Here is a 24306-nt window from a genome sequence, read left to right on the forward strand (position 1 = left end):
TATGGTACAGCCACTGGGTTATCTCAAGGAAAGCGCATCGCAGACTGCGGGCCCTTACGTTCATATCGGATTGACGCCGAATTTCGTCGGCATCAATGGCGTCTTCGCGGAAGATCTCGGCTCAACCCCGCTGACCAACGACAAGACGCTGGGCGAGCGCGTGACCATCAAGGGTCGCGTTCTTGACGGCATGGGCGCACCGCTGCGCGATGCGCTGGTGGAAATCTGGCAGGCCGACGCCACCGGGCTTTATAACAGCCCTTCGGAAACCGGCGGCAAGGCCGATCCCAATTTCCGTGGATGGGGCCGCTGCCCAAGCCATATGGAAACCGGCGAATTCACTTTCGAGACGATCAAACCCGGCCGTGTTCCTTTCCGGGACGGACGCCTGATGGCGCCGCATATCACGTTCTGGATCGTCGCGCGCGGCATCAATCTCGGCTTGCAGACGCGCATGTATTTCTCCGATGAAGCTGACGCCAATGCAGAAGATCCGGTGCTGGCGCGCATTGAGCATCGCGCACGTGTGCAGACCTTGATCGGCCAGCGCGAAGGTGACATCTATACTTTCGACATCCACTTGCAGGGCGAAAAAGAAACAGTCTTTTTCGATATTTGACGCATGAGCATTTCGGTATTCGAGCATCCATTTCTGGCGAGACTTTTTGGCGATGACGAAGAGATTTTAAGTCTCTTCACCGCGGCTGCGGATATTGCCGGAATGATCCGCTTCGAAGTGGTATTGTCGGATGCCCAGGCTTCACTGGGGATTATCCCCAATGAAGCCGCCGATGCGATCAGGCTTGCAGCCGAAACTTTTGAACCGGACCTGTCCGTTCTTGAAATTGGGACCGCACGGGATGGCGTCATCATCCCGGCACTCGTCAAGGAACTGCGTCAGGCGACCGGCCCGGAATTCGCGGCCCAACTGCATTTTGGCGCAACCAGCCAGGATGTTATCGATACAAGCCTGATGCTGCGGCTGCGTGAGGCAAACGCCATTGTACGCGGTCGGCTGCAACATCTGTCCGACCGCTTCAAATGGCTTGATGCGACCTTCGGCAAAAATGGCCTGACGGCCTATACCCGGATGCAGGCCGCCATACCCGTCACGGTTTCCGACCGCATCACGAGCTGGCAGACACCACTCGCCGATTATGACCGGAAGCTTGCCGCGCTCGTCTTCCCGCTGCAATTCGGCGGAGCTGCCGGAACGCTGGAAAAATTTGGCGATAAAGGCCCTGCGCTGCGCGCCCTTCTGGCGCAAAAACTTGGCCTGCATGATCGCCCGCAATGGCAAAGCCAACGCGCATTCATTGCCGAGTTTGGCAGTCTTCTTTCACTGATCACCGGCACGCTTGGCAAATTCGGACAGGACATCGCACTGATGGCCGAGCTTGGCGCAGAGCTTTCCCTGTCGGGCGGCGGCGGCTCATCCGCCATGCCGCATAAACAAAACCCGGTGGGCGCTGAAGTGCTGGTCAGCCTTGCCCGTTTCAATGCGGTTCAGATCTCAGGCCTGCATCAGTCGATGGTGCATGAGCAGGAACGTTCGGGCGCGGCTTGGATGCTGGAATGGATGATCCTGCCGCAGATCGTGACCGCCACCGGCAGCGCGCTTAATCTGGCCTCGGCACTCGTGGACAAGATCGTGCGCATCGGCACCGAGTAAACGCCCCTTCTTCGCATCAAAATTCGACCCTATCCTCGCCTGAATACGGAACCATTTGTGTTTTCAGGCGTTTAGATGCGTTGTTCCATACGGAGGGTTGCACATGAACATATTGAAAAAGGCATGCGCGGGGACCTTGGCGCTGGTCTTTGGTATTACATCTATCGTTCCGAGCATGGCTGCGCCGATGAACCTTGAGCGCCCTGCTCTCAACCAGAACGTCGAACAGGTTCGCGATGATCGCCGTCCGCCGCGGGGTCATGCCCAGCGTCACAAACGTCCGCCGAGCAATGCCCACAGGCCGGGTCGCCCGCATCACGCCAACAGGCCGGGCCGTCCGCCACACAGCAGCCATCGGCCTTCGAACCGTCCCGGCTACTGGCACGGTCATCATGGCTCGCGCTATTATCGCAACGGTTATCGCCGCCACAGCGACGGCTGGTGGTATCCGCTGGCAGCCTTCACGGCAGGTGCGATTGTTGGCGGCGCGCTCAACCAGCCGCGTGTTGTGCACACCAACAGCCATGTGCAGTGGTGCCAGAACCGTTATCGCACCTATCGCGTTTCGGATAACACCTTCCAGCCGAATAGCGGCCCACGCAGACAATGCGTTTCGCCCTATCGGTAAAGCACCATCAATCGACAGAAAGCGCCCTGCGGGGCGCTTTTTTATTGCCTGTCGATATGCTGAAGGCGTTGTGGCAACAGTGATCGCAAAGCAACCTGCCCGCACATCTTTCTTCTGGACGCTTTGTTCAAACAGGAATAAGCAATCTCGACGTCCGTCATGCCAACAATTAAGAATTTCTACAATTCGATTATTTTGCGACATGACAGGCGGTTTTGGAACATGCGTCGCAGAAAAAATATGCTGAATTCGCTCTGCAACGCCGGTTCATCTTTCGCATGTCGGACCTCATCCCGTGCCCGCAGCATTGAACATGCAGGCGGTATCAGGCGTTCGACGCAAGACCGAGTTTGACCCCGAGTTTGACATGTCGCAGACGACCGCCCCAGAGAGCCCCGCAACGAGCCCAACCCCTTCCAACGCCCAGTCCTTTGGTCAGCGCTGGGCCATGCCAATTCTGGTGGCCGGTGGCTTTGCCATTGCCAGCTCGCCGATTTTTGTGCGCCTTTCGGAAGTTGGGCCGCTTGCCACTGGCTTCTGGCGCGTAGCGCTGGCCGTCATCCCGCTCATGCTGATGAGCGGACGTGAGCGCAGCGACATCAAGGACAATGCGCGCCTCACCCTCACGGACTGTCTGCTGCTTGCCGTGCCTGGCCTGTTCATCGCTGCCGATCTCGGCGCGTGGCATTTGTCGCTGCATTACACATCGGTCGCCAATGCGACGCTTCTCGCCAATATGGCCCCGATCTTCGTAACGCTTGCGGCATGGCTGCTCTATAAGGCACATGTCAGCCAGTCGTTCATCATCGGGCTGGTCGTCGCTGTTCTCGGCGTTGTGGTGCTGAAAGGCGGCCCCGGCGAACTCCTGCATTCGCAATCGTCCGGCGATGCGCTCGCGCTGCTCGCGGCTGTCTTCTATGCCGGGTACATTCTGTCGGTCGGTCGCCTGCGCAACCGGTTCTCGACCATGCGCATCATGCTCTGGAGCAGCGCCATTGCAGCAATCGTATCGCTGCCGGTCGCCTATTTTGCGGAAGGGCAGATCATGCCCACCACGCTCTATGGCTGGCTTGTGCTGGCGGGCCTTGCATGGCTCACCCATGCCGCCGGACAAAGCATGATCGCCTATGCGCTGGCGTTTCTGCCTGCGTCCTTCTCGTCGCTCACCTTGCTGCTTCAGCCTGTTGTGGCGGCATTCCTCGCCTGGACTATTCTGTCCGAGCCGCTCGGCATGATGCAGGGGCTTGGCGGCGCGATTGTCATTGCCGGTATTCTCATCGCCCGCAGGGGATAAAAAAAGCCCCGCATGAGCGGGGCTTTTCCATATCTAGACTACCAATTATTCGGCAAGCCATTCCTTGATGCGGTCCGGATGGTCGGCGATATATTTATCGACGGCCTTCTCGTAAGACGTCTGCTGTGCGTCGAACATTGCCGATTCAAGTTCGTTGATCGGAATGTCGATCTTGGTCAGCAGCCCCGCGACCTTCGGGTTTTCTTCCTTGAAGCCCTTGCGGACGATCGCGTCCACATGCTCTGCACCGCCCAGCGCGCCTTCAGGGTCGGCGATATAGCGCAGCTTGTACTTGCCGAACATCCAGTGCGGGCTCCACGAGGTGGCTACGAACCAGCCGTCCGAACGGGTTGCGCGGTCAACCGTCGTCAACATGGCCGCTTCACTCGAAATGTTGAGCTTGTAATCAAGCCCATATTTCTTGATCGCTTCCTGCGACAGACGTGTCAGACCGGCACCCGGATCAATGCCCTGAATTTCGCCCTTCAGCTTTTCCTTCACTTCGGGCTTTTTCAGATCGGCAATAGAGCTGATCTCGCTTTCCGGGATATAATCCGGAACGATCCAGCCAAGCTTTGCGCCTTCATAGAGCGGTCCGAGATTTTCGACCTTGCCCTCGATGCGCTTGTAATAATCGGCGTGGGTTTCCGGCAACCAGGCCATCAGCATGGCGTCGATATCGCCACGGCTCACGCCCTGATAAAGCGGTGCAACATCGGTCTGCACCAGCTCGACCTTCTGGCCAAGATTGTCTTCGATCAGCTTCTTGGTCAGCTTGGTGACGAACTCGGCATCGGACCACGGGGCCCAGCCGATCTTTACCGTCTTACCGTCCTGCGCAAAGGCCGCGCCCATTGTCATGGTACCCGCCACCACTGCAGCCAGACCGAAACCTGCAAGTTTCTTCAACATGCCTACTCCTTTTCGATTGGATTCAGTTCCCGTTATTATTTCTGGTTGTCTCATGCTTCCTGCTTGCGAAAGGATGAGGCAGACTGTGTGTCTGCCGCCTTTCTCATTGATGCCAGCCGCTTGAAGAAGCCGGTGCCATTTCCCTTGCCGAAGCTCTGGGTGATGCGGTCGAGAATGACCGCCAGAATGACCACGGCCAGACCGCCTTCGAAGCCAAGGCCCACATTGAGGCGCTGGATACCGGTCAGGACCGTATTGCCAAGACCGCCTGCGCCGATCATCGACGCGATGACCACCATCGACAGGGACAGCATGATTGTCTGATTCACGCCGGCCATGATCGACGGCATGGCGTTCGGCAGTTGCACCTTGAACAGGAGCTGTCGCGACGTGCAGCCGAAGGCCAGACCCGCTTCGACGAATTCCGCGTGGACCTGACGAATGCCGAGATTGGTCAGGCGCACCACTGGCGGCATGGCAAAGATCACCGTTGCAATCGTGCCGGGCACGGCGCCAAGACCGAAGAACATCGCCGCCGGAATAAGATAGACGAAGGCTGGCATTGTCTGCATCAGGTCGAGCACCGGGCGCACGATCGACGCCACCATGTCGCTGCGCGCCATGGCGATACCCAGCGGGATGCCGATCACCATCGCAATAACGGTCGATGCCAGCACCAGCGACAGGCTTTCCATTGTGCCGCTCCACAATTCCATGTGGATGATGAGCGCCAAAGCGAGAATGGTGAAAATCGCGAACTTCCAGCCGACGCGCCACAGCGCGAGCAAGGTGAGGATAGCCACACCGGCGACAGGTGGAATAGCGATGAGAGCGTTTTGAATACCATCGGTCACGAAACCGATGGCCGCTGCGATTATGTCGAGTGCAGGCGTGAAATGGTCGAGAATATAATTGACCACCACATCAGCCGCACCACCAACACTGAAATTCAAATCCATGTTTTACCGTCCATTTCCGTATTTCTGGACTGGGTGAGAAGCATTTCCAGCAAAAGCGCGAACCGGTCTGGCTGGAAATGCGTCACACAAAGCGTGCGAGAGACGATTGGGGCGGGCAATCAGCCCGCACGACCCAAAGTTTCTAGCAATGCTGACTTGCTGATCGCGCCAACATAGCGGTTCTGCCGGTCGGTGACGGGCATCGGCCAAGGGCTGGCTGCAACCTGCGTCAGCAAACCGGACAACGGTGCTTCCGCCTCGATGGCGGCCACATCGTCAAGCCGCGTTCCGGCTTCGGCGACAGCGCCTTTGGCGAGCGCATCCCGGCTGACAAGGCCACGATAGGTGCGGTCGGCATCGACCAGCACGCCAAACACCTTGCCGCTGGCATCAAAACGCTCCAGCGCAGTTGCAAGCTGGTCGGGTTCGAACACGATCAGCTCATCCTCGCGGGCAACATCAGCGGCCCTGAAGACACGCGACACATCCACATTGCGGAAGAAGGAGCGGACATAATCGTTGGCAGGCTCCGAGACGATCTCGTTCGGCGTGCCAACCTGCACGACCTTGCCGTGCTGCATGATGCAGATACGGTCGCCAATGCGCATCGCTTCATCAAGGTCATGGCTGACGAAGATGATGGTGCGGCTGTGCTGGGCCTGAAGGCGCTTCAACTCGTCCTGCATTTCCGTGCGGATCAGCGGATCGAGCGCGGAAAACGCTTCATCCATCAGCAGGATGGTCGGCTCGCTGGCCAGAGCCCGCGCCAGACCGACGCGCTGCTTCATACCGCCGGAAAGCTGGTCCGGCATGCTGTTGGCATAAGGTTCAAGACCAACGGCTGCGAGCGCGCTCAGCGCCTTTGCGTGACGCTCGGCTTCACCCATTCCGGCCACTTCAAGGCCGAAGGCGGCGTTGTTCAGCACCGAACGATTGGGCAACAGTGCGAATGACTGGAAAACCATGCTCATGTCGCGGCGGCGAAGATCGATCAGTTCGCGCTTCGTCATTTTGACGATATCGCGGCCTTCCACTTCGATGGAACCGGCGGTCGGTTCAATGAGACGATTGAGCAGGCGCAGGAGGGTCGACTTGCCCGAACCGGACAGACCCATGATGACGAATACTTCGCCTTCATAAATATCGAAACTAGCATCATCGACACCGATGGTGGCCCCGAGATCGCTGTAAATCTGCGCTTTTGACTTACCCGCGCGCAACGCTTCCATTGCACGCTCCGGGTCGTCGCCGAAGACTTTAAACACGCCATTCAAGCTTATCTTTGTCTTAGCCGGCGACTTCATACTTTCATCCTTGTATAAAATACCATGCATTAAGTTTAACCCCGCTGTGCTGGCGGACTTAATCTCCTTTTCAAGATTGATAAAACTTCATTCCAGCGCAAATTGCGCACACACGATCTGCGTTCCGCGAACGAAACGCATGGAATGATTAGCGAAAGATTGCATGATTCTATATAGGTCATTTCCCGACATGTCCACCCACAGCCGTGAATTCATCCAAGCGCACCCATCCCCTTTAGTGATTTTTTGAAAGGTTGCGCGACGAAATATGCAGGCTGGCCGGGGCATTTTTTAAGTAGGTCGAAGTCGGCCAGCTTGAGGACAATAGTAGTCCTCCGCCACTCAATTGCACGAACGGCGTGCGACAAATATGCCATCAGCTGCGACATCAGCCCTATGACTATAGATTGAAGACGAAATAGCTATAATTTGAGAAAAACAGTATGATTATACTATGGATCGACATGTATTCGTCTATACATGAAAATAGGCGCAAACCGGCCTCATTTGCGCCCAAAAACACCTGAATCCGCTATTTTTTAGCGATATCTCATATAACCGACGAAGCCCGTAATTTTCCAGCGTGCGCCATCGCGACGGCAGAAATAAAGCGTCTGCCAGTTGAGGCGATCCACCGAGCCATCTTTTTTTGCGATGGTGCCGTAAAATTTTTTCCGCGCAACTGCGACATCGCCCGTAATGTCGATGACGCTGAGATCGGTTGCGCGGAAAATGCCCTCTGAAAGAGATTCGGCAAATTCCGTCGCAGCACTCTCCGCCGCCTGCCGCAGCCACTCGTCGCGATAGGCCGCCAATGTCGGAAATCCGGCATCCCATTTATCGGGATCGGCTTCATGATGCGCATGAATGCCAAGAAAGCGCATTTCGTCGAAATCATCGGCCACCAATGCCCAGTCCTGATTGACGAAAGCCTCGATATCACGCCGCACCAGCATGTCCCAGATCTGTGCGCGATCCTGATCACCATCGAACGGATTGATCGTTCCCATCATCTTCATCCCCTTGCTTGTCGCGGCTCTCTATGCCTCGACTATTTGCATTACAATGATCTCAGTCGCCCAGCGATAGACGCGGATCGTCAATTTTAAGCGTATTCAGGCTGTGTTTGATCCGGCGCAGGTTCGGCCGTCGCTGTGGCGATCATGTCGAGAATGGCAAGCAGCGCAAAGCACGAGGACGTCGGCTTGTAAATATTCCCGTCCTCATCAGCCTGAAACGGAATGATCCTGTCCGCCGCCCGCGCAAGATCGGAATCAGCGGGCGTAATAGCAATCGTCACGGCCCCATATTGCTTCGCCACCAGCACCGCCTCCACCACGGAGCGCGCAAAGCCCGAAACGAAAAAGGGGAGCCAAACCGGCTCCCCTTTTCTCGATAACGCGGCTTATTAAGCCCGCTCGATCACGATTTTCAGCACATTGCGGTCGCCGTCCCAATAGGGCAGCGCCTGTTCGGCTTCGTCGAACGGAAACACTTTTGAAATAAGCTTGTCGGCATCTGCGCCCAGCTTTTCCAGATGTGCGACAACCGCCTCGAAATCGGTCAGCGTCGCATTGCGCGACCCCATAATGTCCAGTTCCTTCAGATTGAAGAACTGGGTCTGGTAAGTCACTGGCGCTTTCGAATAGCCGACATAGACCACCCGTCCCGCAAAGCAGGCAAGGTCGACCGCCTGCGTGAAGGTGATTGGCAAGCCAACCGCTTCGAAAGCGACATCCACGCCGTCGTCTCCGGTCAGTTCCATGACCTTTTGCACGACATCTTCGCCGCTCTCCAGAACATGGGTTGCGCCGAATTGCAGCGCCAGCTCGCGCTTTTCCGCGCTCGGATCAATGGCGATAACCTTGGCGCCACGCGCCACCGCGCCGATCAGCACACCCATGCCGATCATGCCGCAGCCGAGCACAGCCACCGTATCGCCTGCCTCAACGCGACCGCGCGCCACGGCATGGAAGCCAACCGACAAAGGCTCGACCAGCGCCAGATGGCGTGGCTCCAGCGTATCGTTCAGGATCAGCTTTTCGGCAGGCAGAACAATCTGGTCGGCGAGGCCGCCGTTCTGCTGCACACCGAGCGTTTTGTTATAGCGACAGGCATTGAGCCGCCCCTTGCGGCAGGACGAGCACTCGCCGCAATTGGTATAGGGCAGCACGATGACCCGCTTGCCCGCAGCATAAGCCGCATCGACGCCCGCACCGGCCTCGATGATTTCGCCTCCGATTTCATGCCCCGGAATACGCGGCAGTTGCACCAGCGGATTGAGACCCTTGAAGGTGTTCAGATCGCTGCCGCACAGGCCGACATGACGCACATTGATGCGCACATGACCGGGCAGCAGCGGCGCTTCATCGATCTCGGCGAAGCGGGTTACATTTTCGCTCTCGATACGCAGAGCTTTGACCATCGGATATTCCTGTCGATTACATATTGAAAGATGCGGATCAGGTAACGGCGCCAACCTGCCATGGCACAAATTCGTTGTCGCCATAGTCGTAGATTTCACTCAGCGTCTTTTCGCCAGAGGCGGCTGCAATGATATATTCGAAGATGCGCGTGCCAGACTCTTCAATGGTTTCCGCGCCGGTGACGATGCCGCCGCAATTGATATCCATGTCTTCCTTCATGTGCTCGTACATTTCGGAATTCGTGGCGATCTTGATGCAAGGCGAAGGCTTGAAGCCGGAAACCGAACCACGGCCCGTCGTGAAGCAGATGACATTGCAGCCGCCAGCCACCTGACCGGTCACGGCCACAGGATCATAGCCTGGCGTATCCATGAAGACGAAGCCCGGCTCGGTGACCGTTTCGGCGAATTCATAGACGGCCTTGAGCGGCATGGAGCCACCCTTGGCAACGGCACCGAGCGACTTTTCAAGAATGGTGGTCAGGCCGCCAAGCTTGTTGCCATGCGATGGATTGTTGTTGAGTTCATCGCCGTTGCGCGCGGTATAATCGCGCCACCAGTCAATGCGCTGCAACAGCTTTTCCGCCACCGCAGGCGTCACAGCACGGCGCGTCAGAAGATGTTCCGCGCCATAGATTTCCGGCGTTTCTGCAAGAACAGTCGTGCCGCCATTGCGCACAATAAGGTCTGACGCATAGCCCAGCGCCGGATTGGCCGATATGCCGGAATAGCCGTCCGAGCCGCCGCATTCCAGCGCAACTTTCAGCTTCGACAGCGGCTGCCTGGTGCGCACCGCAGAATTGACCAGCGGCAGCATTTCCTTGATCTCGGAAATCGCATGATCGATGGTCTTGCGCGTGCCGCCGTGCTGCTGGATCGTCATGGTGCGCAGACGCGTGCCTTCTTCCATGCGGTAATGTTCGAGGATCGGCGCGATTTGGTTGGTTTCGCAACCAAGGCCGATCAGCAGGATGCCGCCAAAATTCGGGTGCTTGGCATAGCCCTGAATGGTGCGGATCAACAGGCGATAGCCTTCCGACTTGGTGTTGATCGCGCAGCCGCTGCCATGCGTCAGCGCGACGACGCCATCGACATTGTCGAAACCGTCAAGTCCGCCCATGCGGTTGAAATAGTCGGCGATATAGCGCGACACGGTGGCCGAGCAGTTCACCGACGAGATGACGCCGATATAATTGCGCGTGCCAACACCGCCCGGGCCGCGATCATAGCCCATGAAATGGCGGCGTTCGGCTTCCGGCAGCATGCCGCGTTCTTCGATATCAATGGAGAACTGGTGCTCATGTTCGGAAGGCAGCATGGCGAGGTTTTGCAGATGCACATGCTCGCCAGCTTCAATGTCCTTGGTGGCGACACCGATGACCTGTCCGTATTTCAGAACTTCCTTGCCTTCGGGAATGGCGCGAATGGCAACCTTGTGGCCACGACCGATCAGCTCGCGGGCATTGATGCCTTCCAGTCCGATGGGGTCGCCAGCGCGAACGGAAATGCGCGCAACCGCGACGTCGTCCGATGGATGCAGCAGGATGACCGGCGTTGCAGCCGGGGAAACGGAAATATTCATGTGTCTGACCTCACTCCCAATTCATGTCGCCGCGAATGACCTGTCACGCGGCTCGTTATCCATCCAACGCTGTTTGGATTGCTCCAGATGCGTTCGCATGGCTGCCTGCGCCTGAAGCGGATCCCTCGCCTCCAGCGCCGCATAGATGATTTCGTGCTCTGCCAAAGCCAGAACCCACGTATCGTTATTCTCAAACCGCGTCCTGATCTGCGACGTCAGCGGGCTGTGCCGCTCGTCGAAGAGGTCGCGGATGATCCGCACCACCACCGAATTGCCCGCCTGTTCGGCCAGCAACAGGTGAAACTGCCGGTCAAGCTCCATCGCCCGGCGGTCGACATGCACATTGGCCCGCATCTCGTCGAGCGTTGCGCGCAATGCGGCAAGCGGCTCCGGCGTCATGCGCGCACAGGCCATCACCACCACGCTGCCTTCAATCAGCTCACGCGCCTGCATGATTTCCAGCGGGCTTTCGCCGATGGATACACCTTGCGTAATGACACGCTTTTCCGGATCGGCATTGACATAGATGCCAGAACCCATGCGGATTTCGACATTGCCGGCAATCTCGAGAGCAATGAGCGCCTCACGCAGCGACGGGCGCGACACGCCCAGTTGCTGGGCAAGCTCGCGCTCAGCCGGAAGCCTGCTTCCCGCCGGAAACTGCCCGGCCTGAATCAGATTTCTGACCCGGTCGGCAATCTGCTGGTAAAGCCTGCGAGGTTCTGCTGTGGCCGCAAAGTCGCTCATCATTACTCCCAAATTGGCCTTACCATAATTCCAGCCAACGGGAAGCGCAATATGCCTGAATCGGTGCGAAAATGCGGCAAATCGCGCAGCGCTCCAGAAAAATTCAACCCTATTTTTGCGGTCAGAACCTATTGGCTTGACCAATTTAACGCAGATCGCGTAGCACTACGGTTACAAATTCGGGAGCATGCCATGCAAAACAAGCCAGCGATTCTTCAATTCGGTACCAGCCGTTTTCTGCTCGCCCATGCCGATTTCTTCGTCGCTGAAGCACTGGCGACAGGCGATGCAATCGGCACGATTGCCGTGGTGCAGACAACGTCGAATCCGCAGAGCGCGCAACGCATTGCCGCGCTGAATGAAGGCAAGACCTATCCCGTCGTGATCCGCGGTCTGGTCGATGGCAAGCCGTCGGAAACGGAGCACAACGCCAAGGGCGTGACCGCCGCCTATTCCGCCCATACCGACTGGGCCGAGATTCTCGATCTCGGCGCGACTGTCCAGGTGATCCTCTCGAACACCGGCGACAAGGGCTATGAACTGGATGCGAGTGACGACTCTTCACTGCTCGCCAATCCGCAGACCCTGCCGAAGAGCTTTCCCGCCAAGCTGCTCGTGCTTCTGCGCCATCGCTGGCAGAACAACCCGGATGTGCCGCTTTCGATTTTCCCGTGCGAGCTGATTTCCCGCAACGGCGACAAACTGCGCGCCATCCTGATCGGGCTGGCGCAGGAATGGAAGTTGCCGAGCGGCTTTGTCGAGTGGCTGGAAACGCGCTGCATCTTTGCCAATAGTCTGGTGGACCGCATCGTCTCCGAAGCGATTGAGCCGGTCGGCGCTATCGCTGAACCCTATGCGATCTGGGCTATCGAACAGGCGCAAGGCCTGACACTGCCATGCCGCCACAAGGATATTGTCGTCACCGACGATCTGGCGCGCTATGAGCGGCTGAAACTTTATCTGCTCAATCTCGGCCATAGCTTCATTGCCGAACGGTGGGTGAAGGGCAATCGCCCCAAAGACGAAATCGTGCTGGAAGCTATGCAGGATGAAACCATCCGCAGCGAGCTGGAAGCCCTGTGGCGCGAGGAAGTGCTGCCGGTATTTGCAGCCGATGGGCTTGGCGACGAGGCGGAAGCCTATGTGGTTTCCGTTCGCGAGCGTTTTCTCAACCCGTTCCTGAAGCACCGCATTGCCGACATTGCTTCCAATCACGAAGAAAAGAAGCAGCGCCGCTTTGCTCCGATCATTGCCCGCGCGGAAGAACTGGGGCTTGGACTGGAACAGCGCCGCTTAAAAGCCGCTCTTAGCTAATACTACAGGTGCAAATTCGTCAGGCTGCGGCGAAACGAGTGATTTTTGAGCACCGGAGCGTAGGAAATTGCTCGTTGCAGACCGGCATCACGAAGAATGCAACTGTAGTGCTAAGCTGTACGCAGCTGCAGCACCGGCGCTTCATGCACATGCCCCGGTGTGCAATAGCGGATATGACAACCGCTGGCACCCATATGCTCGACCTCCACATCGACGCCAAACACGGAGCGGATACGCTCTGCGGTTAACACCTCTCGCGGTGCGCCGAGCGCCACAAGCCGTCCCTTGTCCATCACCGCAATGCGGTCGCAGAACATGGCTGCATGATTGAGATCGTGCAGCGCTGCAACCACGGTCAGCCCGCTGGTCTGGCTCTGCCGGCGGACGAGATCGAGAAGCCCGATCTGATGACCGATGTCGAGGTGATTGGTCGGCTCGTCCAGCAGCAAGATGCGCGGCTGCTGCGCCAGAGCGCGGGCAATATGCAGGCGCTGGCGTTCTCCGCCCGACAGCGTATGCCAGTTGCGTTTGGCCAGATGCGTCATATCCACATGCGCCAGCGCATGATCGACGATGGCGTCATCTTCGGCAGACCACGGCGACAGAGCGCCGAGATAAGGTGTGCGCCCAAGCTCCACCGCCTGCCGTGCCGTGATGCGCTCGGTCGTTTCCGCCTGCTGTTCGACCAGCGCCAACAAACGCGCAATCTCGCGGCGGTTGAAGCGTTCAATCGGCGCTTCGCCGAGTTGCACCGCACCGCTGCGCGGACGCTTAAGACCTGAAAGCAGCGACAGAAGTGTCGTCTTGCCGGAGCCGTTCGGCCCGATAATGCCGAGAAACTCGCCTTCAATCACCTCAAGCGAGACGCCGCTCAGGATTTCCGCGCCGCCCGCCATCCAGGAAACATTGTGCGCCGTCAGCATCATGCGCGCGTCCTCCTTTGTCCGAGCAGCAGCGCAAAGGCCGGAGCGCCGACCAGCGCCGTCACAACCCCGATGGGCAGCACCTGTCCCGGCACGATAATGCGCGACACGATATCGGCCGCGATCATGAAGATTGCGCCGATCAGCGCACTGACCGGCAATAATGTGCCATGCCGCACGCCGACAATCATTCGCGCCGCATGGGGAATGACAAGACCGATAAAGCCGATGGACCCGACGATGGAAACCATCACCGCCGTCATCATGGCGCTGGCGCCAATCAGCACCGCATAGACGCGACGCACCGGAATGCCGAGCGAAGCAGCGGATTCTGCGCCAAAGGTGAAAGCATCAAGCGCGCGGGCGTGCCAGAGGCAGATGATGAGGCCGATCAGGCAGGCAGGCAGCGCCAGCGTCACATCGGGCCAGCGCACGCCGGAGAGATTGCCGAGAAGCCAGAACATGATGCCCCGCGCCTGTTCGGCATTGGCGGCCTTTGTCACGATGAACGAGGTCAGCGCGTTGAAAAGCTGCGAACCGGCTATACCGGCCAGAATGATGGCGCTGTTGCCGCGCCCGGCTTTCAGCGCCAGCAGTGAAACCAGAACGAATGCAAGTATCGCCCCGATGAATGCGCCAAGCGAAAGCGTGAGAACGCCAGCGCCAATGCCAAGAATGGCAACGCTGACGGCCCCGGTCGAAGCCCCGGCGGAGATGCCCAGAATATACGGATCGGCAAGCGAATTGCGCAGCAGCGATTGCAGCACAACGCCGGAAAGCGCCAGCGCGGCGCCGCAGCATGCCGCGACAACGGCACGGCTGAGACGATAGCTCCACACGATCCCCTCATCGATGGGATCGAGCACATAGCCTGCATGCCACAGCCGGTTGGCGACGGTCTTCGCCACCACATCCAGCGGTATGGCGGTTTCACCAATCGCCGCGCCAAGCCACAAGGCGGCAAGCAGCAGAATGAGCGCCAGAACTCCGGCGCTCACCTTGTTGCTGAAAGGAAGCCTTCCTATGGCCACCAAAGCTGTCATTTGTTGAGGTCCGAAGCAGCGATTGCCGCTGCCAGCGTTTCAATGCCTTCAATCACCCGCAGCGATGTGCTCATCGACTGCGCATCCATGTCGAAGACATGGCCGCCCTTGACGGCTGGCATCAGGCTCGTCACCGGATCGCTTTCGAGGAATTTGTGCTTCACGGCAATATCGTCCGCCGGATAACGGCGACGGTCCAGCTTGGCGGCCACGATCATCGACGGGCTGGACTTGGCAATCGTCTCCCAGCCGACAGTCGGCCATTCTTCTTCGCTGTCGACCACATTCTTGATGCCAAGCGCTGACAGAATATAGGCCGGAGCGCCAAACTTACCGGCGATATAGGGATCGGCGTCGATCTGCGTGCTGGAGAACCAGACCACAGCGGAGAGCTTGCCGCCGCTGGCGCCAATCTTGCTGCGTGCCGCTTCTTCGCGTCCCTTCAGCTCGGCAATCAGCTTTTCACCACGATCCTGCACGTTGAAGATCGCGGCCAGCTCGCCGATTTCCTGATAGACGATATCCATCGTGAAGGCTGCCGTGCGCACGCCATCGCCACCGCCGGAATTATCCTTGCCGACGCAATCCGAAGGCGACGTATAGGCGGGTATGCCCAGTTCCTCGAACTGTTCCGGCTTGGCGACGATGCCGTTCGGTCCGACATGCCACTGGAAATCTGCTGTCACGATATCGGGCTTCTGCGCCAGAACGCTTTCGAAGCTCGGATCATTATCGGCCAGCCGCTTGACCTTGGCGTTGACCTCTTCAAAGCCCTTGAGCACCGGGCCAAACCACACTGCCGTGCCGACGACCTTGTCGCCGAGACCGAGGCTGTACAGAATTTCCGTGCTGCTTTGGCCGACCGCCACCGCGCGCGTCGGGGCCTGTTTGAATGTGACGTCTCGTCCGCAGTTCTTCAGCGTCAGCGGATATTGCGTTTCCGCAGCCTGGAGCGCTGGCACGCCCGCGAACAATGAAAGAGCGCATAGAGCTGCGCGAAACGACGTCTTGCCGTGGAATGTCATGAGAATCCCCGAAATGATGAAAGATGTAGCCACGTCAGCAAGCGACGGCGATAAGGCACCGTGAGCAAACGGAGATATCCGGGGATATGAATGACGGTGTAAAAAAGCGCTTTGCAGCGCGATGTGCTGTCATAACCTGCTCCTGCTCCGGGCATCCCCGCCCGTGACAATGGATGATGGTGGGCTCAAGGCCCGTTGACGGCAGGTCTCCTGGCTTGCGGATGGTCGCTTCCATCTGCCTTCCCGTGTCTTTCAGCTTTCGCCGATCAAACACAGTGGCATGACGCCTGTCAGCGTCACGAGGATGGACAGCAATCCGCTTACAGTTGCGGGGGCAGCCACGGTCTCGGTCCCTTTTCGGGTCGTCCTCACCGTGTTCCCTATTAATCCCCTTCACTCTCGGTCGGGGAACCGTCGTAATACTATTACGTTCCTATTCTCAAACGGTCAAGTGTTTCCATCCTGATCGAACAGGTTTGGCACACATAAAGCCATGGTTAACAAAGCGTTAATATCACATTGATTTTATTTAATGTTTCAAAATGCTGCCATTCATCTTCCGTTCACTCGTCTCCCAATAGTGTCCAACCCACAGCAAAGGAGAACATGATGTTCAAAAAAGTCATTCTTGCAGCCGTAGCCCTTTCCTTCATCGGCGCACCGCTGGCAGCACAGGCGCAGGATTATCAGCGCAAGCCAGGTCCGCATCGCATGGAGCAGAAGCCGCGCCCGTCCTATGGCAAGGAATTTGGCCGCAATGATCGTCGTGATCATGGCCGTCAGAATTGGTCCAAGGGCCAGCGTTACAATGACTGGCGCCGCCAGCCGGAAGTTCGCGATTACAATCGCTATGGCCTCCGCCGTCCGGGTCCGGGCCAGCGTTGGGTGAAGGTCGACAACCAGTTCCTGCTGGTCACCACCGCAACCGGTATCATTGCGGGCATTCTCGCTGGCCGTTAAGCGCCATAAAGCCTGAAGCTATCGCCATTATGCAAAACATCGGCCAGAGCCCGGCTCTGGCCGATGTTTTTTGATCTTAGGAAAGTTTAACCAAAACCGGGTCATCGGACGCACGCAGCGGATGCGTAAAACAGCCTACCGATTACGAGCTTTCATCAATATCCAGACAAGAACAACCATCCCGACAAGCCCAATGACGAGGCCGACGAGCCCGCCATAAACAGCATCCGTGCTGCCACCGATCAGCGCACCAATGCCAGCCCCTAAAATCAGCAGGATGAGCGGCGGCAAGCATCCAATCATTGCAACGTCCTTGCAAACAACCTTCAAAGCCGCATATCTAGCCAAATTTGCCGCAAGCGACAACGGCTTCACGGCGAGATTGTCCAATCCGGCAGTAAACTCAACGTGTTAGTGAAATGGCCTGGGAGAGAAATGGTACGGTCGGTTGGAGTTGAACCAACGACCTCAGGAGCCACAATCCTGCGCTCTAACCAACTGAGCTACGACCGCGTACCTTTGCCGGTGTTAGCGCCTCAGCGCCGCCGACAGGGGGTCACATACGGAGAATCGATCCATATTGCAAGCGATTATAGCGCTCTTTTTTGAGAAATTCCCAATTGTCGGATTCAATGTCGAATTCCACCCATATTCTACAGAGACTGGTAACCATTGCAGGTGGCTGGCTGTGAACAACCGAAATATCGGGCACAACCTGTAAAATTGCCATTCCGGCATTAACTAATGAAACAGAAAGTCGGGCTCATACCGTATGGAAATATGGACCCGCGGCCTCAGTGAGCTTATTAACAGGCGGTTAATGGCTACGACGGGGCGGTCGAAAGAACAGATAAGGACCGGTATGTCTGGATCATACCCATTCATCGATATTGCCGCGCTGGACGCTATCCGCGAAGGCTTTGCCAAAGGCGATGCGCAGATCGTGCTGACACGCGATCTGTCGGCTGTGCTTTGGGTGAACGGCGCCGGAGCCAGACTGTTCGGCTTCGACCGTATCGAGGATATGATCGGCAGTGCAATCGATCTGCCTGTCGCCGCGCGCCGTCAAATCGCAGCCGCCAGCGATGACAACAGTGCAGAACCCCGCGCAGTGTCCGTGCGCCTTGGCGGCGGCCTGCGTTCGGAACTGACGCGCCTTTGGATTTCCCACATTGTTCTGCCCGATGGCGTGCCCGGTCTTGCGATCACCACCAGCGGCGCATCGAGCAACGCCGAAGATATCATCGCGGGTCTCAGCGATGACGACACGCATGTCGCGTTGATCGATGCCGACTGCAAGGTCATAGCGGCAAGCAAGCGTTTCGCCGCGCTCGATATTTCTGCTGCAACGCTTGAAGATCTGGTTGTCGAAGCCGCTGATACGCCTGACCGTATCGTCAAGCGCCGCATCCGTGCAGGCCGCCAGTCTGTTCCGGGCGCCATTGCCCGGCTGATTGATGCACCCGCGCTGCATCTTCTGTGCATCGTCGCCGAAGCCCCGGCGCAGGTCGCAACAGAGGCACCATCGGTTCAGGCGCACGAGCAAAACACTGTCCAGCCGCCAGAAGGCGCGGAAGAAATTCTTGAAGAAATGCTCCCTGAACAGGCACCGACCGTTCAGGACGAGCCAGTTGCTGCGCCAGTGGCTGAAACCGTCAGCGAGCCCGCAACGGAAACGCAAAAGCCGCAAGGCTTCCAGTTCGACCGCGATGCGCCGCCTGCCCGGTTCATCTGGAAGACCAGCGCCGACGGAGTGTTCAGCGAGATTTCGCCGGAGTTCGGCATTACCGTTGGCCCTAATTCGGCTGATGTAACGGGACGCCGTTTCAGCGATGTCGCCAATGTGTTCGGCTTCGATCACGATGGCAGCATTGCATCGCTGCTCAGCAAGCGCGACACATGGTCGGGCAAGCGCCTGATGTGGCCGGTCGAAGGCACCAATCTGCGCGTGCCGGTGGAACTGGCCGCTCTGCCGGTTTATTCCCGCGATCGCGCGTTCATCGGCTTCCGCGGCTTTGGTCTGGTGCGCCCTGACGAAGCAGTGGAAGATCCTGAAGAAATCGGCCTCGCTCTGGCGGGCGGCATTCCGCAAAAGCGCAAGCCGGAAGCTCACGAAGCAGTCCACAGCGATGTTTCTGACGACGATGTGCTGGCGCTGACCGAAGAGATCGCCAATGACGACCATCCCGGCGATACGCTGCCGAAGCCGCCACTCAACATCGCGCCCACAGCCGGACGTCGCGATTCAGACAAGGTGATCAACCTTCTGAATGCGGCTGCGCAAGAAAAGGTCGCATCCGATCAGGCGAAGCTCCTGAAAGTCAGAGAGCGCGAACAGCGTCCGGAAGGCGGGCTGACCAAGACCGAGCGCAATGCGTTCCGCGAAATTGCCGACCGTCTGCGCAAGCAGGGTCTTTCCAGCTCGCAGGCTGAGACGGCTTCCAACGTTCCGGCGGACACGCCTGTCATTACGCCGGAAGAAGTCACCGCAGAAGCAGCCCCGATAGCGCCGGTTATCGAACCTGCTGCTCCGATTGCGGAAATTCCCGTTGAGCAGTCCACGGTTTCGCACCGCGAAGAGCGGCAGGTCGAAAGCCTTGCCGAAGACACCACTCATGAACCGGCTGCTATCGACGAGACGGCGCTGCTGGCCAATCTGCCAGTTCCGGTGATCATCCATTCCGGCGACGAAGTGCATTATGTTAATCAGGCGCTGCTCGACCTCACCGGCTATGATGCGATTGAAGACATTCGCCATGCGGGCGGCGTTGAAGCGCTGTTCAACAGCGAAAGCGATGACAATGCGCCGCGTCAGGGCATGGTGTTGCGCCACGCCGATGGCAGCGAACAGCCGGTCGACGCGCATCTGAATGCAATTGCATGGCAAGGCGGTCGCGCCTTGTTGCTGAGCCTCATGCCCGTTGCCGAAGCCCCGGTTGCAGCTGCACCTGTTCAAACAGCCGTGCCGCAATCGGTCGCGGATGACGAGGAAAAGCAGGCGCTGGAAGCCCATGTGGATGAGCTGAAAACCATCCTCGACACGGCCACCGATGGTGTCGTGCTGATCGACCCGGAAGGGCGCATCCGCTCGATGAACCATTCTGCATCCGCTCTCTTCGGCTATGACCGTGACGAGACGGAAGGCAAGTTCTTCTCCATGCTGTTCGCCATCGAAAGCCAGCGTGCGGCAATGGATTATCTGAGCGGACTGTCCGGCAATGGCGTGCTGAGCGTGCTCAATGATGGACGCGAGGTGATCGGTCGTGAAGCCAAGGGCGGCTTCATCCCGCTCTTCATGACCATCGGCAAGCTGCCGCAGAAGCGTGGTTTCTGCGCCGTGCTGCGCGACATCACGCAGTGGAAGCGCACGGAAGAAGAACTGACCAATGCGCGCAAGGAGGCCGAACGCGCCTCCAACCAGAAAACCGATTTTCTGGCGCGCATCAGCCATGAAATCCGCACGCCGCTGAATGCCATTATCGGCTTTTCCGAACTGATGGCCGACGAGAAATTCGGCCCAATCGGCAATGATCGCTATCGCGATTATCTGCGGGATATCAACCGCTCCGGCAATCATGTGCTGGCGCTCGTCAACGACCTGCTGGATATTTCCAAGATCGAAGCTGGCGCGCTGGAAATGCAGTTTGAAGCGGTGTCGCTGAATGACGCAATTGCCGAGGCCATTGCACTGATGCAGCCGCAGGCAAATCGCGAGCGCATCATCATCCGCTCCAGCTTCCAGTCCAATCTACCGGACATCGTCGCGGATGCGCGTTCGATCAAGCAGGTGGCGCTCAACCTTCTGTCCAATGCCGTGCGGTTTACCGCGCCCGGCGGTCAGGTCATCGTCTCGACCAGCTATGAGATGAATGGCGACGTGGCGATGCGGGTGCGCGATACGGGCATCGGCATGACCAAGTCGGAAGTCGAGCAGGCGCTAAAACCGTTCCGTCAGGTCAATGCCTCGCAGCGCCGCTCGAGTGAACAGGCTCGCGACTGGCGCAATGAAGGCACCGGCCTCGGATTGCCGCTCACCAAGGCAATGGTCGAAGCCAACCGCGCCCAGTTCGCAATCGACTCGACGCCCGGTCGCGGTACTGTTGTGGAAATTCTTTTCCCGCCGACACGAGTTCTGGCTGACTGATCAGCTCCATCCTGATTTCCAAAAAAAAGCGCCGGGCAAAGCCGGCGCTACGAGAATCTCAGAGACAAAGACACAAAAGCAACTTGCAAGAGGATGCCGGAAACGGCGGCTCGATCATCACCCGTTGTGTTAACGCTTTCTCGCATAATGCCAGTTAATGCGACCTTAATTTCATCGTTCAGAATTTACACATTCGTAGCGACTGTAAAATCAGGGTTAAATTTCAGACAGTAATTGATTAACCATAGAGCGTTGCCAGCAAATTTGTGACACGGTTTTGCGTCAGGAACTGCGCGAAAACAATTTGAGCGATTCCCTTCAAGGCAGAACCGTTCTAAACCGAATCTGCGAAGGCGGCTTTGCTTTGTGGCGCTGCTCGTTTAAACGAGAATAAAAGGGATTAGGGATCGGATGGTTGATGCGCTGGCCTAAGTTCGCACGCCTTGTCATCGCGCTCGTCATTCTTTGCGCCGCGGCTGCAGCGACTTTGCTGGCCGTGGTGCCTTTCATCGTCTCGACCGATGCGATCCGCGTGCGTGTGGCGCAGGAAATCAGCGCCTGGACCGGCTATAGCGTCGAACTGCGCGAAGCCCCTCGCCTGAAAGTCTTCCCCGTGCTGCGCGCCTCGCTGAACGGCGTCACCTTGAGCAAGATGACTGAACAGGGTCAGAAGCCCTTCATGAGTGCCGCCCGTATTGATGTTGAACTGTCGCCGCTTGATGCGATCATGGGGCATATTTCCTTCTCGGAAACGCAGATCGTGCGCCCGCATGTCAATCTCGACGGGCCGGTTTCCAATTTCCCTGCGCTGCTCGACGCCATTGCCAATTCCAACGGCCGTCTCGGCACCGCAATTCGTGCGCAGCGCGCCTTGCAGCAACGCGGCACAAACAACAACACGCAGGCAGCCGAACAGGCATCGCAGCCTTTCGGGCGTGTGGTGGTGCGCGATGGAACGGTATCTTTTCCGCGTCCTGAACATGGCGGCGGGAACGGCGGCACCCCTGCCAAGGATGAACAGCTGACCAATGTGAACATGACGCTGGAATGGCCCCAGACGTCGAGCGCGGCGACGCTGCGCGGCAGCGGCAAGTGGCGCAATGAAGCCTCGCAGTTCAGCATCACGGCGGCACAGGCCCTGCCGCTTCTGGCAGGCGGCACCTCGGATGTGACGGCAAGCTTTACCGCCAATCCACTGAGCGTGAATTTTCAGGGCAAGGCCAATATTTCGGAAGACCGGTTCTTTGAAGGCGATCTGAGCGCGAAGACGCCGTCCTTGAGCGGTGCAGTGCGCTGGCTGAGCCTGCCGCCCATCGCGGGCAGTTCGCAGGTCGGCGCGTTCTCGCTCGATTCCACCATCACCGCCACGCCGAAGCGCTGGAAATTTGCCGATGTCGAGATGAACGCTGGCGACAGCCCTGCCAAGGGCGTGATTGAAATCGGCCTTGAACAGGAACAACCCGCCGTGACCGGCACGCTTGCCTTCGACAAGCTGGACCTTCGCAGCCTGTTCGCAGCTTTTGTGCCCCTGCCGGATACAACCGCACGCGCGCCGAATGATCGCGGCAATACGGACGCCATCGACACGAGCTTCTTCGACCGCTCGGAGTTCGATCTCCGCCTTTCCGCCCAGAACGCTACGGCAGGCCCCGTCACGCTGACGGGCGTTGCAGCCGCGATCCAGATCCGCGGCGGTCGCGCGATTTTCGATATTGGCGACGCCAAGGGGTTCAACGGCACCTTGCAGGCCAATGTACAGATCGTCCGCGATCTCAAGAGCGCCACGGGTGAGCTGCGTTTCAACGCGAGCGATATCGAGAGCACGCAGTTCCTGACGGCGCTTGGTTTCGACAAGCCGTTTATCAGCGGCAAGGGCAATGTCTCGTTGTTCATGAAAGGCCCGGTCAATCGCTGGTCCGGCCTGCTTTCAAGCGCACAGGGCAACGTGTCGGTGCAATTGAACAACGGCCAGATGCAAGGCTTTGCCGTTCAGGATTTTCTGGCCAAGGCGCAGAGCGAGCGCTTCTTCGCGCTGGAGCGCAAAGACAATGTTGCGCTGGCTTTCAACCGGCTCGACCTCAAGGCCAATCTTTCCGAAGGCGTGGCATCGCTGGAAAGCGCACGCCTCGACACTTCGGACGGAACGCTCAATCTTGCTGGCATCGTGCCTTTCGTGGATCGCAGTCTTGCGCTGAGCGGCGAGGTCATCTTCCCCAACAGCCAGACTGGAACGCCAGAGCCGCAGCAGCCACAGGCCGGAGCGGAAGGCCAGCCAGCACCAGCGCCCACAGAGAATGCGACGCCTGCCAAACCGTCATTGCATTTCTTTGTCGGCGGCTCGTGGGATCGGCCATTCATCTCGCCATCGACAACCGGATTGGGGCAGTAAAGCCCCCAATCAAAGCCAAGCATTTCCAGCAAAAGTGCGAAGCGTCTACGCAGGGAAATCAGTCCACTGGACTGATTTCTGATCCTGCTTCGATGCGTCGGATAATGCGTCAAAACAAATAGATAGAGCGGTTCCAAGATTCCGTTTTGACCGGAACCGCTCTAACCCATGCGGAATGCTGCCTGCTCATCGCGGCGACGCTGCACTTCACGGCGCTTGTTGACGATGGATGCGATGATAACGCCTGTGGTCACCAGCGCGATCAGAATGGTACAGACCGCGTTGATTTCCGGCGTGACGCCAAGGCGCACCTGGCTGTAGATTTTCATCGGCAGCGTTGTGGCGCCCGGCCCGGAGGTGAAGCTCGCGATCACCAGATCGTCGAGCGACAGGGTGAAGGCCAGCATCCAGCCGGAAACCACGGCAGGCAAAATCACCGGCAATGTGATCTTCATGAAGGTGGTGACCGGCGGCGCGCCGAGATCCATCGCCGCTTCCTCCAGCGAGCGGTCGAAACTCACCAGACGCGACTGCACCACGACCGCCACGAAACACATTGCAAATGTGATATGCGCCAGCGTGACCGTCCAGAAACCACGGTCGAAATTCATCGCCACGAAAAGCAGCAGAAGCGACAGGCCGGTGATGACATCCGGCATGACCAGCGGCGCATAGACCATGCCCGAAAACAGGATGCGCCCGCGAAAGCGGGTATAGCGCGTCAGAGCCAGCGCCGCGAGCGTACCAAGAACGGTTGCAATGGTGGCCGACAGGAAGGCGACGCGGATCGTCACCCATGCCGCATCCATCAGCGCCTGATTGCGGAACAGCTCAACGTACCATTTGGTCGAAAACCCCGCCCAGACCGTCACCAGCCGGGATTCATTGAACGAATAGATGACCAGCAGCACGATGGGCAGATAGAGGAAGGCGAAGCCGACAACCACCGATGCGATATTGAAACGGGACCAGTTGTTGTTCATCG

20 protein-coding genes, 1 tRNA gene, 1 pseudogene and 1 riboswitch are annotated in these 24306 nt (G+C 58.1%); of the genes and pseudogenes, 8 read left to right on the forward strand and 14 right to left on the reverse strand.

Going from position 1 to position 24306, the window contains the following annotated elements; all coding sequences use genetic code 11:
* Position 1: 1 nt before the first annotated feature.
* From pcaG to FGI60_RS09005, 4 genes are all read left to right on the forward strand, one after another.
* Complete coding sequence (pcaG, locus tag FGI60_RS08990) at positions 2 to 619, forward strand: protocatechuate 3,4-dioxygenase subunit alpha (RefSeq protein WP_138784894.1); 618 nt, start codon at positions 2 to 4, stop codon at positions 617 to 619.
* Positions 620 to 622: 3 nt separating this feature from the next.
* Positions 623 to 1672 (forward strand): 3-carboxy-cis,cis-muconate cycloisomerase, encoded by a 1050-nt coding sequence (locus FGI60_RS08995; protein WP_138784895.1) that lies wholly within the window; start codon positions 623 to 625, stop codon positions 1670 to 1672.
* 103 nt (positions 1673 to 1775) lie between these two features.
* Positions 1776 to 2300 (forward strand): BA14K family protein, encoded by a 525-nt coding sequence (locus FGI60_RS09000; RefSeq protein ID WP_138784896.1) that lies wholly within the window; start codon positions 1776 to 1778, stop codon positions 2298 to 2300.
* Between the two features lie 367 nt (positions 2301 to 2667).
* Positions 2668 to 3594 carry a DMT family transporter gene (locus FGI60_RS09005; RefSeq protein ID WP_374843062.1) on the forward strand — a complete coding sequence of 309 codons (927 nt, stop codon included), beginning with the start codon at positions 2668 to 2670 and terminating at the stop codon, positions 3592 to 3594.
* A gap of 45 nt (positions 3595 to 3639) precedes the next feature.
* Here the strand turns inward: FGI60_RS09005 and FGI60_RS09010 are convergent, their stop codons facing one another.
* From FGI60_RS09010 to FGI60_RS09045, 8 genes and pseudogenes are all read right to left on the reverse strand, one after another.
* On the reverse strand, positions 3640 to 4506 hold the full coding sequence (locus tag FGI60_RS09010; protein ID WP_138784897.1) for a glycine betaine ABC transporter substrate-binding protein: 867 nt from the start codon (positions 4504 to 4506) through the stop codon (positions 3640 to 3642).
* 50 nt (positions 4507 to 4556) lie between these two features.
* Entirely contained in the window at positions 4557 to 5465 is a 909-nt protein-coding gene (locus FGI60_RS09015) for an ABC transporter permease (RefSeq protein WP_078336728.1), read from the reverse strand.
* 119 nt (positions 5466 to 5584) lie between these two features.
* Positions 5585 to 6769 (reverse strand): glycine betaine/L-proline ABC transporter ATP-binding protein ProV, encoded by a 1185-nt coding sequence (gene proV / locus FGI60_RS09020; RefSeq protein ID WP_138784898.1) that lies wholly within the window; start codon positions 6767 to 6769, stop codon positions 5585 to 5587.
* Between the two features lie 539 nt (positions 6770 to 7308).
* Positions 7309 to 7782: a hypothetical protein gene (locus FGI60_RS09025; protein WP_138784899.1), complete on the reverse strand. Its 474-nt coding sequence runs from the start codon at positions 7780 to 7782 to the stop codon at positions 7309 to 7311.
* Positions 7783 to 7840: 58 nt separating this feature from the next.
* A pseudogene (locus FGI60_RS09030) lies at positions 7841 to 8135 on the reverse strand (SIS domain-containing protein); the annotation flags it as partial.
* A 42-nt stretch (positions 8136 to 8177) separates the two neighbouring features.
* The gene (locus tag FGI60_RS09035; RefSeq protein WP_138784900.1) at positions 8178 to 9194 is read right to left on the reverse strand and encodes a zinc-binding alcohol dehydrogenase family protein; all 1017 of its coding nucleotides are present in this window, start codon (positions 9192 to 9194) and stop codon (positions 8178 to 8180) included.
* 37 nt (positions 9195 to 9231) lie between these two features.
* A complete protein-coding gene (locus FGI60_RS09040; RefSeq protein WP_138784901.1) occupies positions 9232 to 10776 on the reverse strand; it encodes a UxaA family hydrolase in 1545 nt (514 codons plus the stop codon).
* Positions 10777 to 10797: 21 nt separating this feature from the next.
* A complete protein-coding gene (locus FGI60_RS09045; RefSeq protein WP_138784902.1) occupies positions 10798 to 11523 on the reverse strand; it encodes a FadR/GntR family transcriptional regulator in 726 nt (241 codons plus the stop codon).
* 192 nt (positions 11524 to 11715) lie between these two features.
* Here FGI60_RS09045 and FGI60_RS09050 point away from each other — a divergent pair, with 192 nt between their 5' ends.
* Positions 11716 to 12837, forward strand: a complete 1122-nt coding sequence (locus FGI60_RS09050; protein ID WP_138784903.1) for a mannitol dehydrogenase family protein — start codon at positions 11716 to 11718, stop codon at positions 12835 to 12837.
* A gap of 110 nt (positions 12838 to 12947) precedes the next feature.
* Here FGI60_RS09050 and FGI60_RS09055 read toward each other — a convergent pair whose 3' ends face one another.
* The 3 genes from FGI60_RS09055 to FGI60_RS09065 are packed head-to-tail and all read right to left on the reverse strand — an operon-like array spanning position 12948 to position 15828.
* Complete coding sequence (locus FGI60_RS09055; protein WP_138784904.1) at positions 12948 to 13763, reverse strand: ABC transporter ATP-binding protein; 816 nt, start codon at positions 13761 to 13763, stop codon at positions 12948 to 12950.
* Positions 13760 to 14803, reverse strand: coding sequence for a FecCD family ABC transporter permease (locus tag FGI60_RS09060; RefSeq protein ID WP_138784905.1), 1044 nt, complete (start codon positions 14801 to 14803; stop codon positions 13760 to 13762). The genes FGI60_RS09055 and FGI60_RS09060 overlap by 4 nt, the downstream gene beginning before the upstream one ends.
* Positions 14800 to 15828, reverse strand: coding sequence for an ABC transporter substrate-binding protein (locus FGI60_RS09065; protein WP_138784906.1), 1029 nt, complete (start codon positions 15826 to 15828; stop codon positions 14800 to 14802). The genes FGI60_RS09060 and FGI60_RS09065 overlap by 4 nt, the downstream gene beginning before the upstream one ends.
* 183 nt (positions 15829 to 16011) lie before the next feature.
* Positions 16012 to 16259: riboswitch (cobalamin riboswitch) on the reverse strand.
* A gap of 178 nt (positions 16260 to 16437) precedes the next feature.
* Between FGI60_RS09065 and FGI60_RS09070 the strand changes: the two genes are divergently transcribed.
* Entirely contained in the window at positions 16438 to 16788 is a 351-nt protein-coding gene (locus FGI60_RS09070; RefSeq protein ID WP_138784966.1) for an RcnB family protein, read from the forward strand.
* 135 nt (positions 16789 to 16923) lie between these two features.
* Here the strand turns inward: FGI60_RS09070 and FGI60_RS09075 are convergent, their stop codons facing one another.
* Positions 16924 to 17178 carry a hypothetical protein gene (locus FGI60_RS09075; RefSeq protein WP_138784907.1) on the reverse strand — a complete coding sequence of 85 codons (255 nt, stop codon included), beginning with the start codon at positions 17176 to 17178 and terminating at the stop codon, positions 16924 to 16926.
* A 46-nt stretch (positions 17179 to 17224) separates the two neighbouring features.
* Positions 17225 to 17301 (reverse strand) — tRNA-His (locus FGI60_RS09080).
* Between the two features lie 349 nt (positions 17302 to 17650).
* Here FGI60_RS09080 and pdhS point away from each other — a divergent pair.
* Both pdhS and FGI60_RS09090 read left to right on the forward strand, forming a co-directional pair.
* Complete coding sequence (pdhS, locus tag FGI60_RS09085) at positions 17651 to 20932, forward strand: cell-division control histidine kinase PdhS (protein ID WP_138784908.1); 3282 nt, start codon at positions 17651 to 17653, stop codon at positions 20930 to 20932.
* A gap of 418 nt (positions 20933 to 21350) precedes the next feature.
* A complete protein-coding gene (locus FGI60_RS09090) occupies positions 21351 to 23321 on the forward strand; it encodes an AsmA family protein (protein ID WP_138784909.1) in 1971 nt (656 codons plus the stop codon).
* 161 nt (positions 23322 to 23482) lie between these two features.
* Here FGI60_RS09090 and FGI60_RS09095 read toward each other — a convergent pair whose 3' ends face one another.
* Positions 23483 to 24304, reverse strand: coding sequence for an ABC transporter permease (locus tag FGI60_RS09095; protein ID WP_078339788.1), 822 nt, complete (start codon positions 24302 to 24304; stop codon positions 23483 to 23485).
* Positions 24305 to 24306: the final 2 nt, after the last annotated feature.

Origin of the sequence: Brucella haematophila (assembly GCF_005938105.1) — a bacterium.
Lineage (GTDB): Bacteria > Pseudomonadota > Alphaproteobacteria > Rhizobiales > Rhizobiaceae > Brucella > Brucella haematophila.

Excerpts from the sequence above, each read along its gene's own strand:
- pcaG (WP_138784894.1), top strand. The coding sequence starts at position 2 with ATGGTACAGCCACTGGGTTATCTCAAGGAAAGCGCATCGCAGACTGCG.
- FGI60_RS08995 (WP_138784895.1), top strand. The coding sequence starts at position 623 with ATGAGCATTTCGGTATTCGAGCATCCATTTCTGGCGAGACTTTTTGGC.
- FGI60_RS09000 (WP_138784896.1), top strand. The coding sequence starts at position 1,776 with ATGAACATATTGAAAAAGGCATGCGCGGGGACCTTGGCGCTGGTCTTT.
- FGI60_RS09005 (WP_374843062.1), top strand. The coding sequence starts at position 2,668 with ATGTCGCAGACGACCGCCCCAGAGAGCCCCGCAACGAGCCCAACCCCT.
- FGI60_RS09010 (WP_138784897.1), bottom strand. The coding sequence starts at position 4,506 with ATGTTGAAGAAACTTGCAGGTTTCGGTCTGGCTGCAGTGGTGGCGGGT.
- FGI60_RS09015 (WP_078336728.1), bottom strand. The coding sequence starts at position 5,465 with ATGGATTTGAATTTCAGTGTTGGTGGTGCGGCTGATGTGGTGGTCAAT.
- proV (WP_138784898.1), bottom strand. The coding sequence starts at position 6,769 with ATGAAGTCGCCGGCTAAGACAAAGATAAGCTTGAATGGCGTGTTTAAA.
- FGI60_RS09025 (WP_138784899.1), bottom strand. The coding sequence starts at position 7,782 with ATGATGGGAACGATCAATCCGTTCGATGGTGATCAGGATCGCGCACAG.
- FGI60_RS09035 (WP_138784900.1), bottom strand. The coding sequence starts at position 9,194 with ATGGTCAAAGCTCTGCGTATCGAGAGCGAAAATGTAACCCGCTTCGCC.
- FGI60_RS09040 (WP_138784901.1), bottom strand. The coding sequence starts at position 10,776 with ATGAATATTTCCGTTTCCCCGGCTGCAACGCCGGTCATCCTGCTGCAT.
- FGI60_RS09045 (WP_138784902.1), bottom strand. The coding sequence starts at position 11,523 with ATGAGCGACTTTGCGGCCACAGCAGAACCTCGCAGGCTTTACCAGCAG.
- FGI60_RS09050 (WP_138784903.1), top strand. The coding sequence starts at position 11,716 with ATGCAAAACAAGCCAGCGATTCTTCAATTCGGTACCAGCCGTTTTCTG.
- FGI60_RS09055 (WP_138784904.1), bottom strand. The coding sequence starts at position 13,763 with ATGATGCTGACGGCGCACAATGTTTCCTGGATGGCGGGCGGCGCGGAA.
- FGI60_RS09060 (WP_138784905.1), bottom strand. The coding sequence starts at position 14,803 with ATGACAGCTTTGGTGGCCATAGGAAGGCTTCCTTTCAGCAACAAGGTG.
- FGI60_RS09065 (WP_138784906.1), bottom strand. The coding sequence starts at position 15,828 with ATGACATTCCACGGCAAGACGTCGTTTCGCGCAGCTCTATGCGCTCTT.
- FGI60_RS09070 (WP_138784966.1), top strand. The coding sequence starts at position 16,438 with ATGTTCAAAAAAGTCATTCTTGCAGCCGTAGCCCTTTCCTTCATCGGC.
- pdhS (WP_138784908.1), top strand. The coding sequence starts at position 17,651 with ATGTCTGGATCATACCCATTCATCGATATTGCCGCGCTGGACGCTATC.
- FGI60_RS09090 (WP_138784909.1), top strand. The coding sequence starts at position 21,351 with ATGCGCTGGCCTAAGTTCGCACGCCTTGTCATCGCGCTCGTCATTCTT.
- FGI60_RS09095 (WP_078339788.1), bottom strand. The coding sequence starts at position 24,304 with ATGAACAACAACTGGTCCCGTTTCAATATCGCATCGGTGGTTGTCGGC.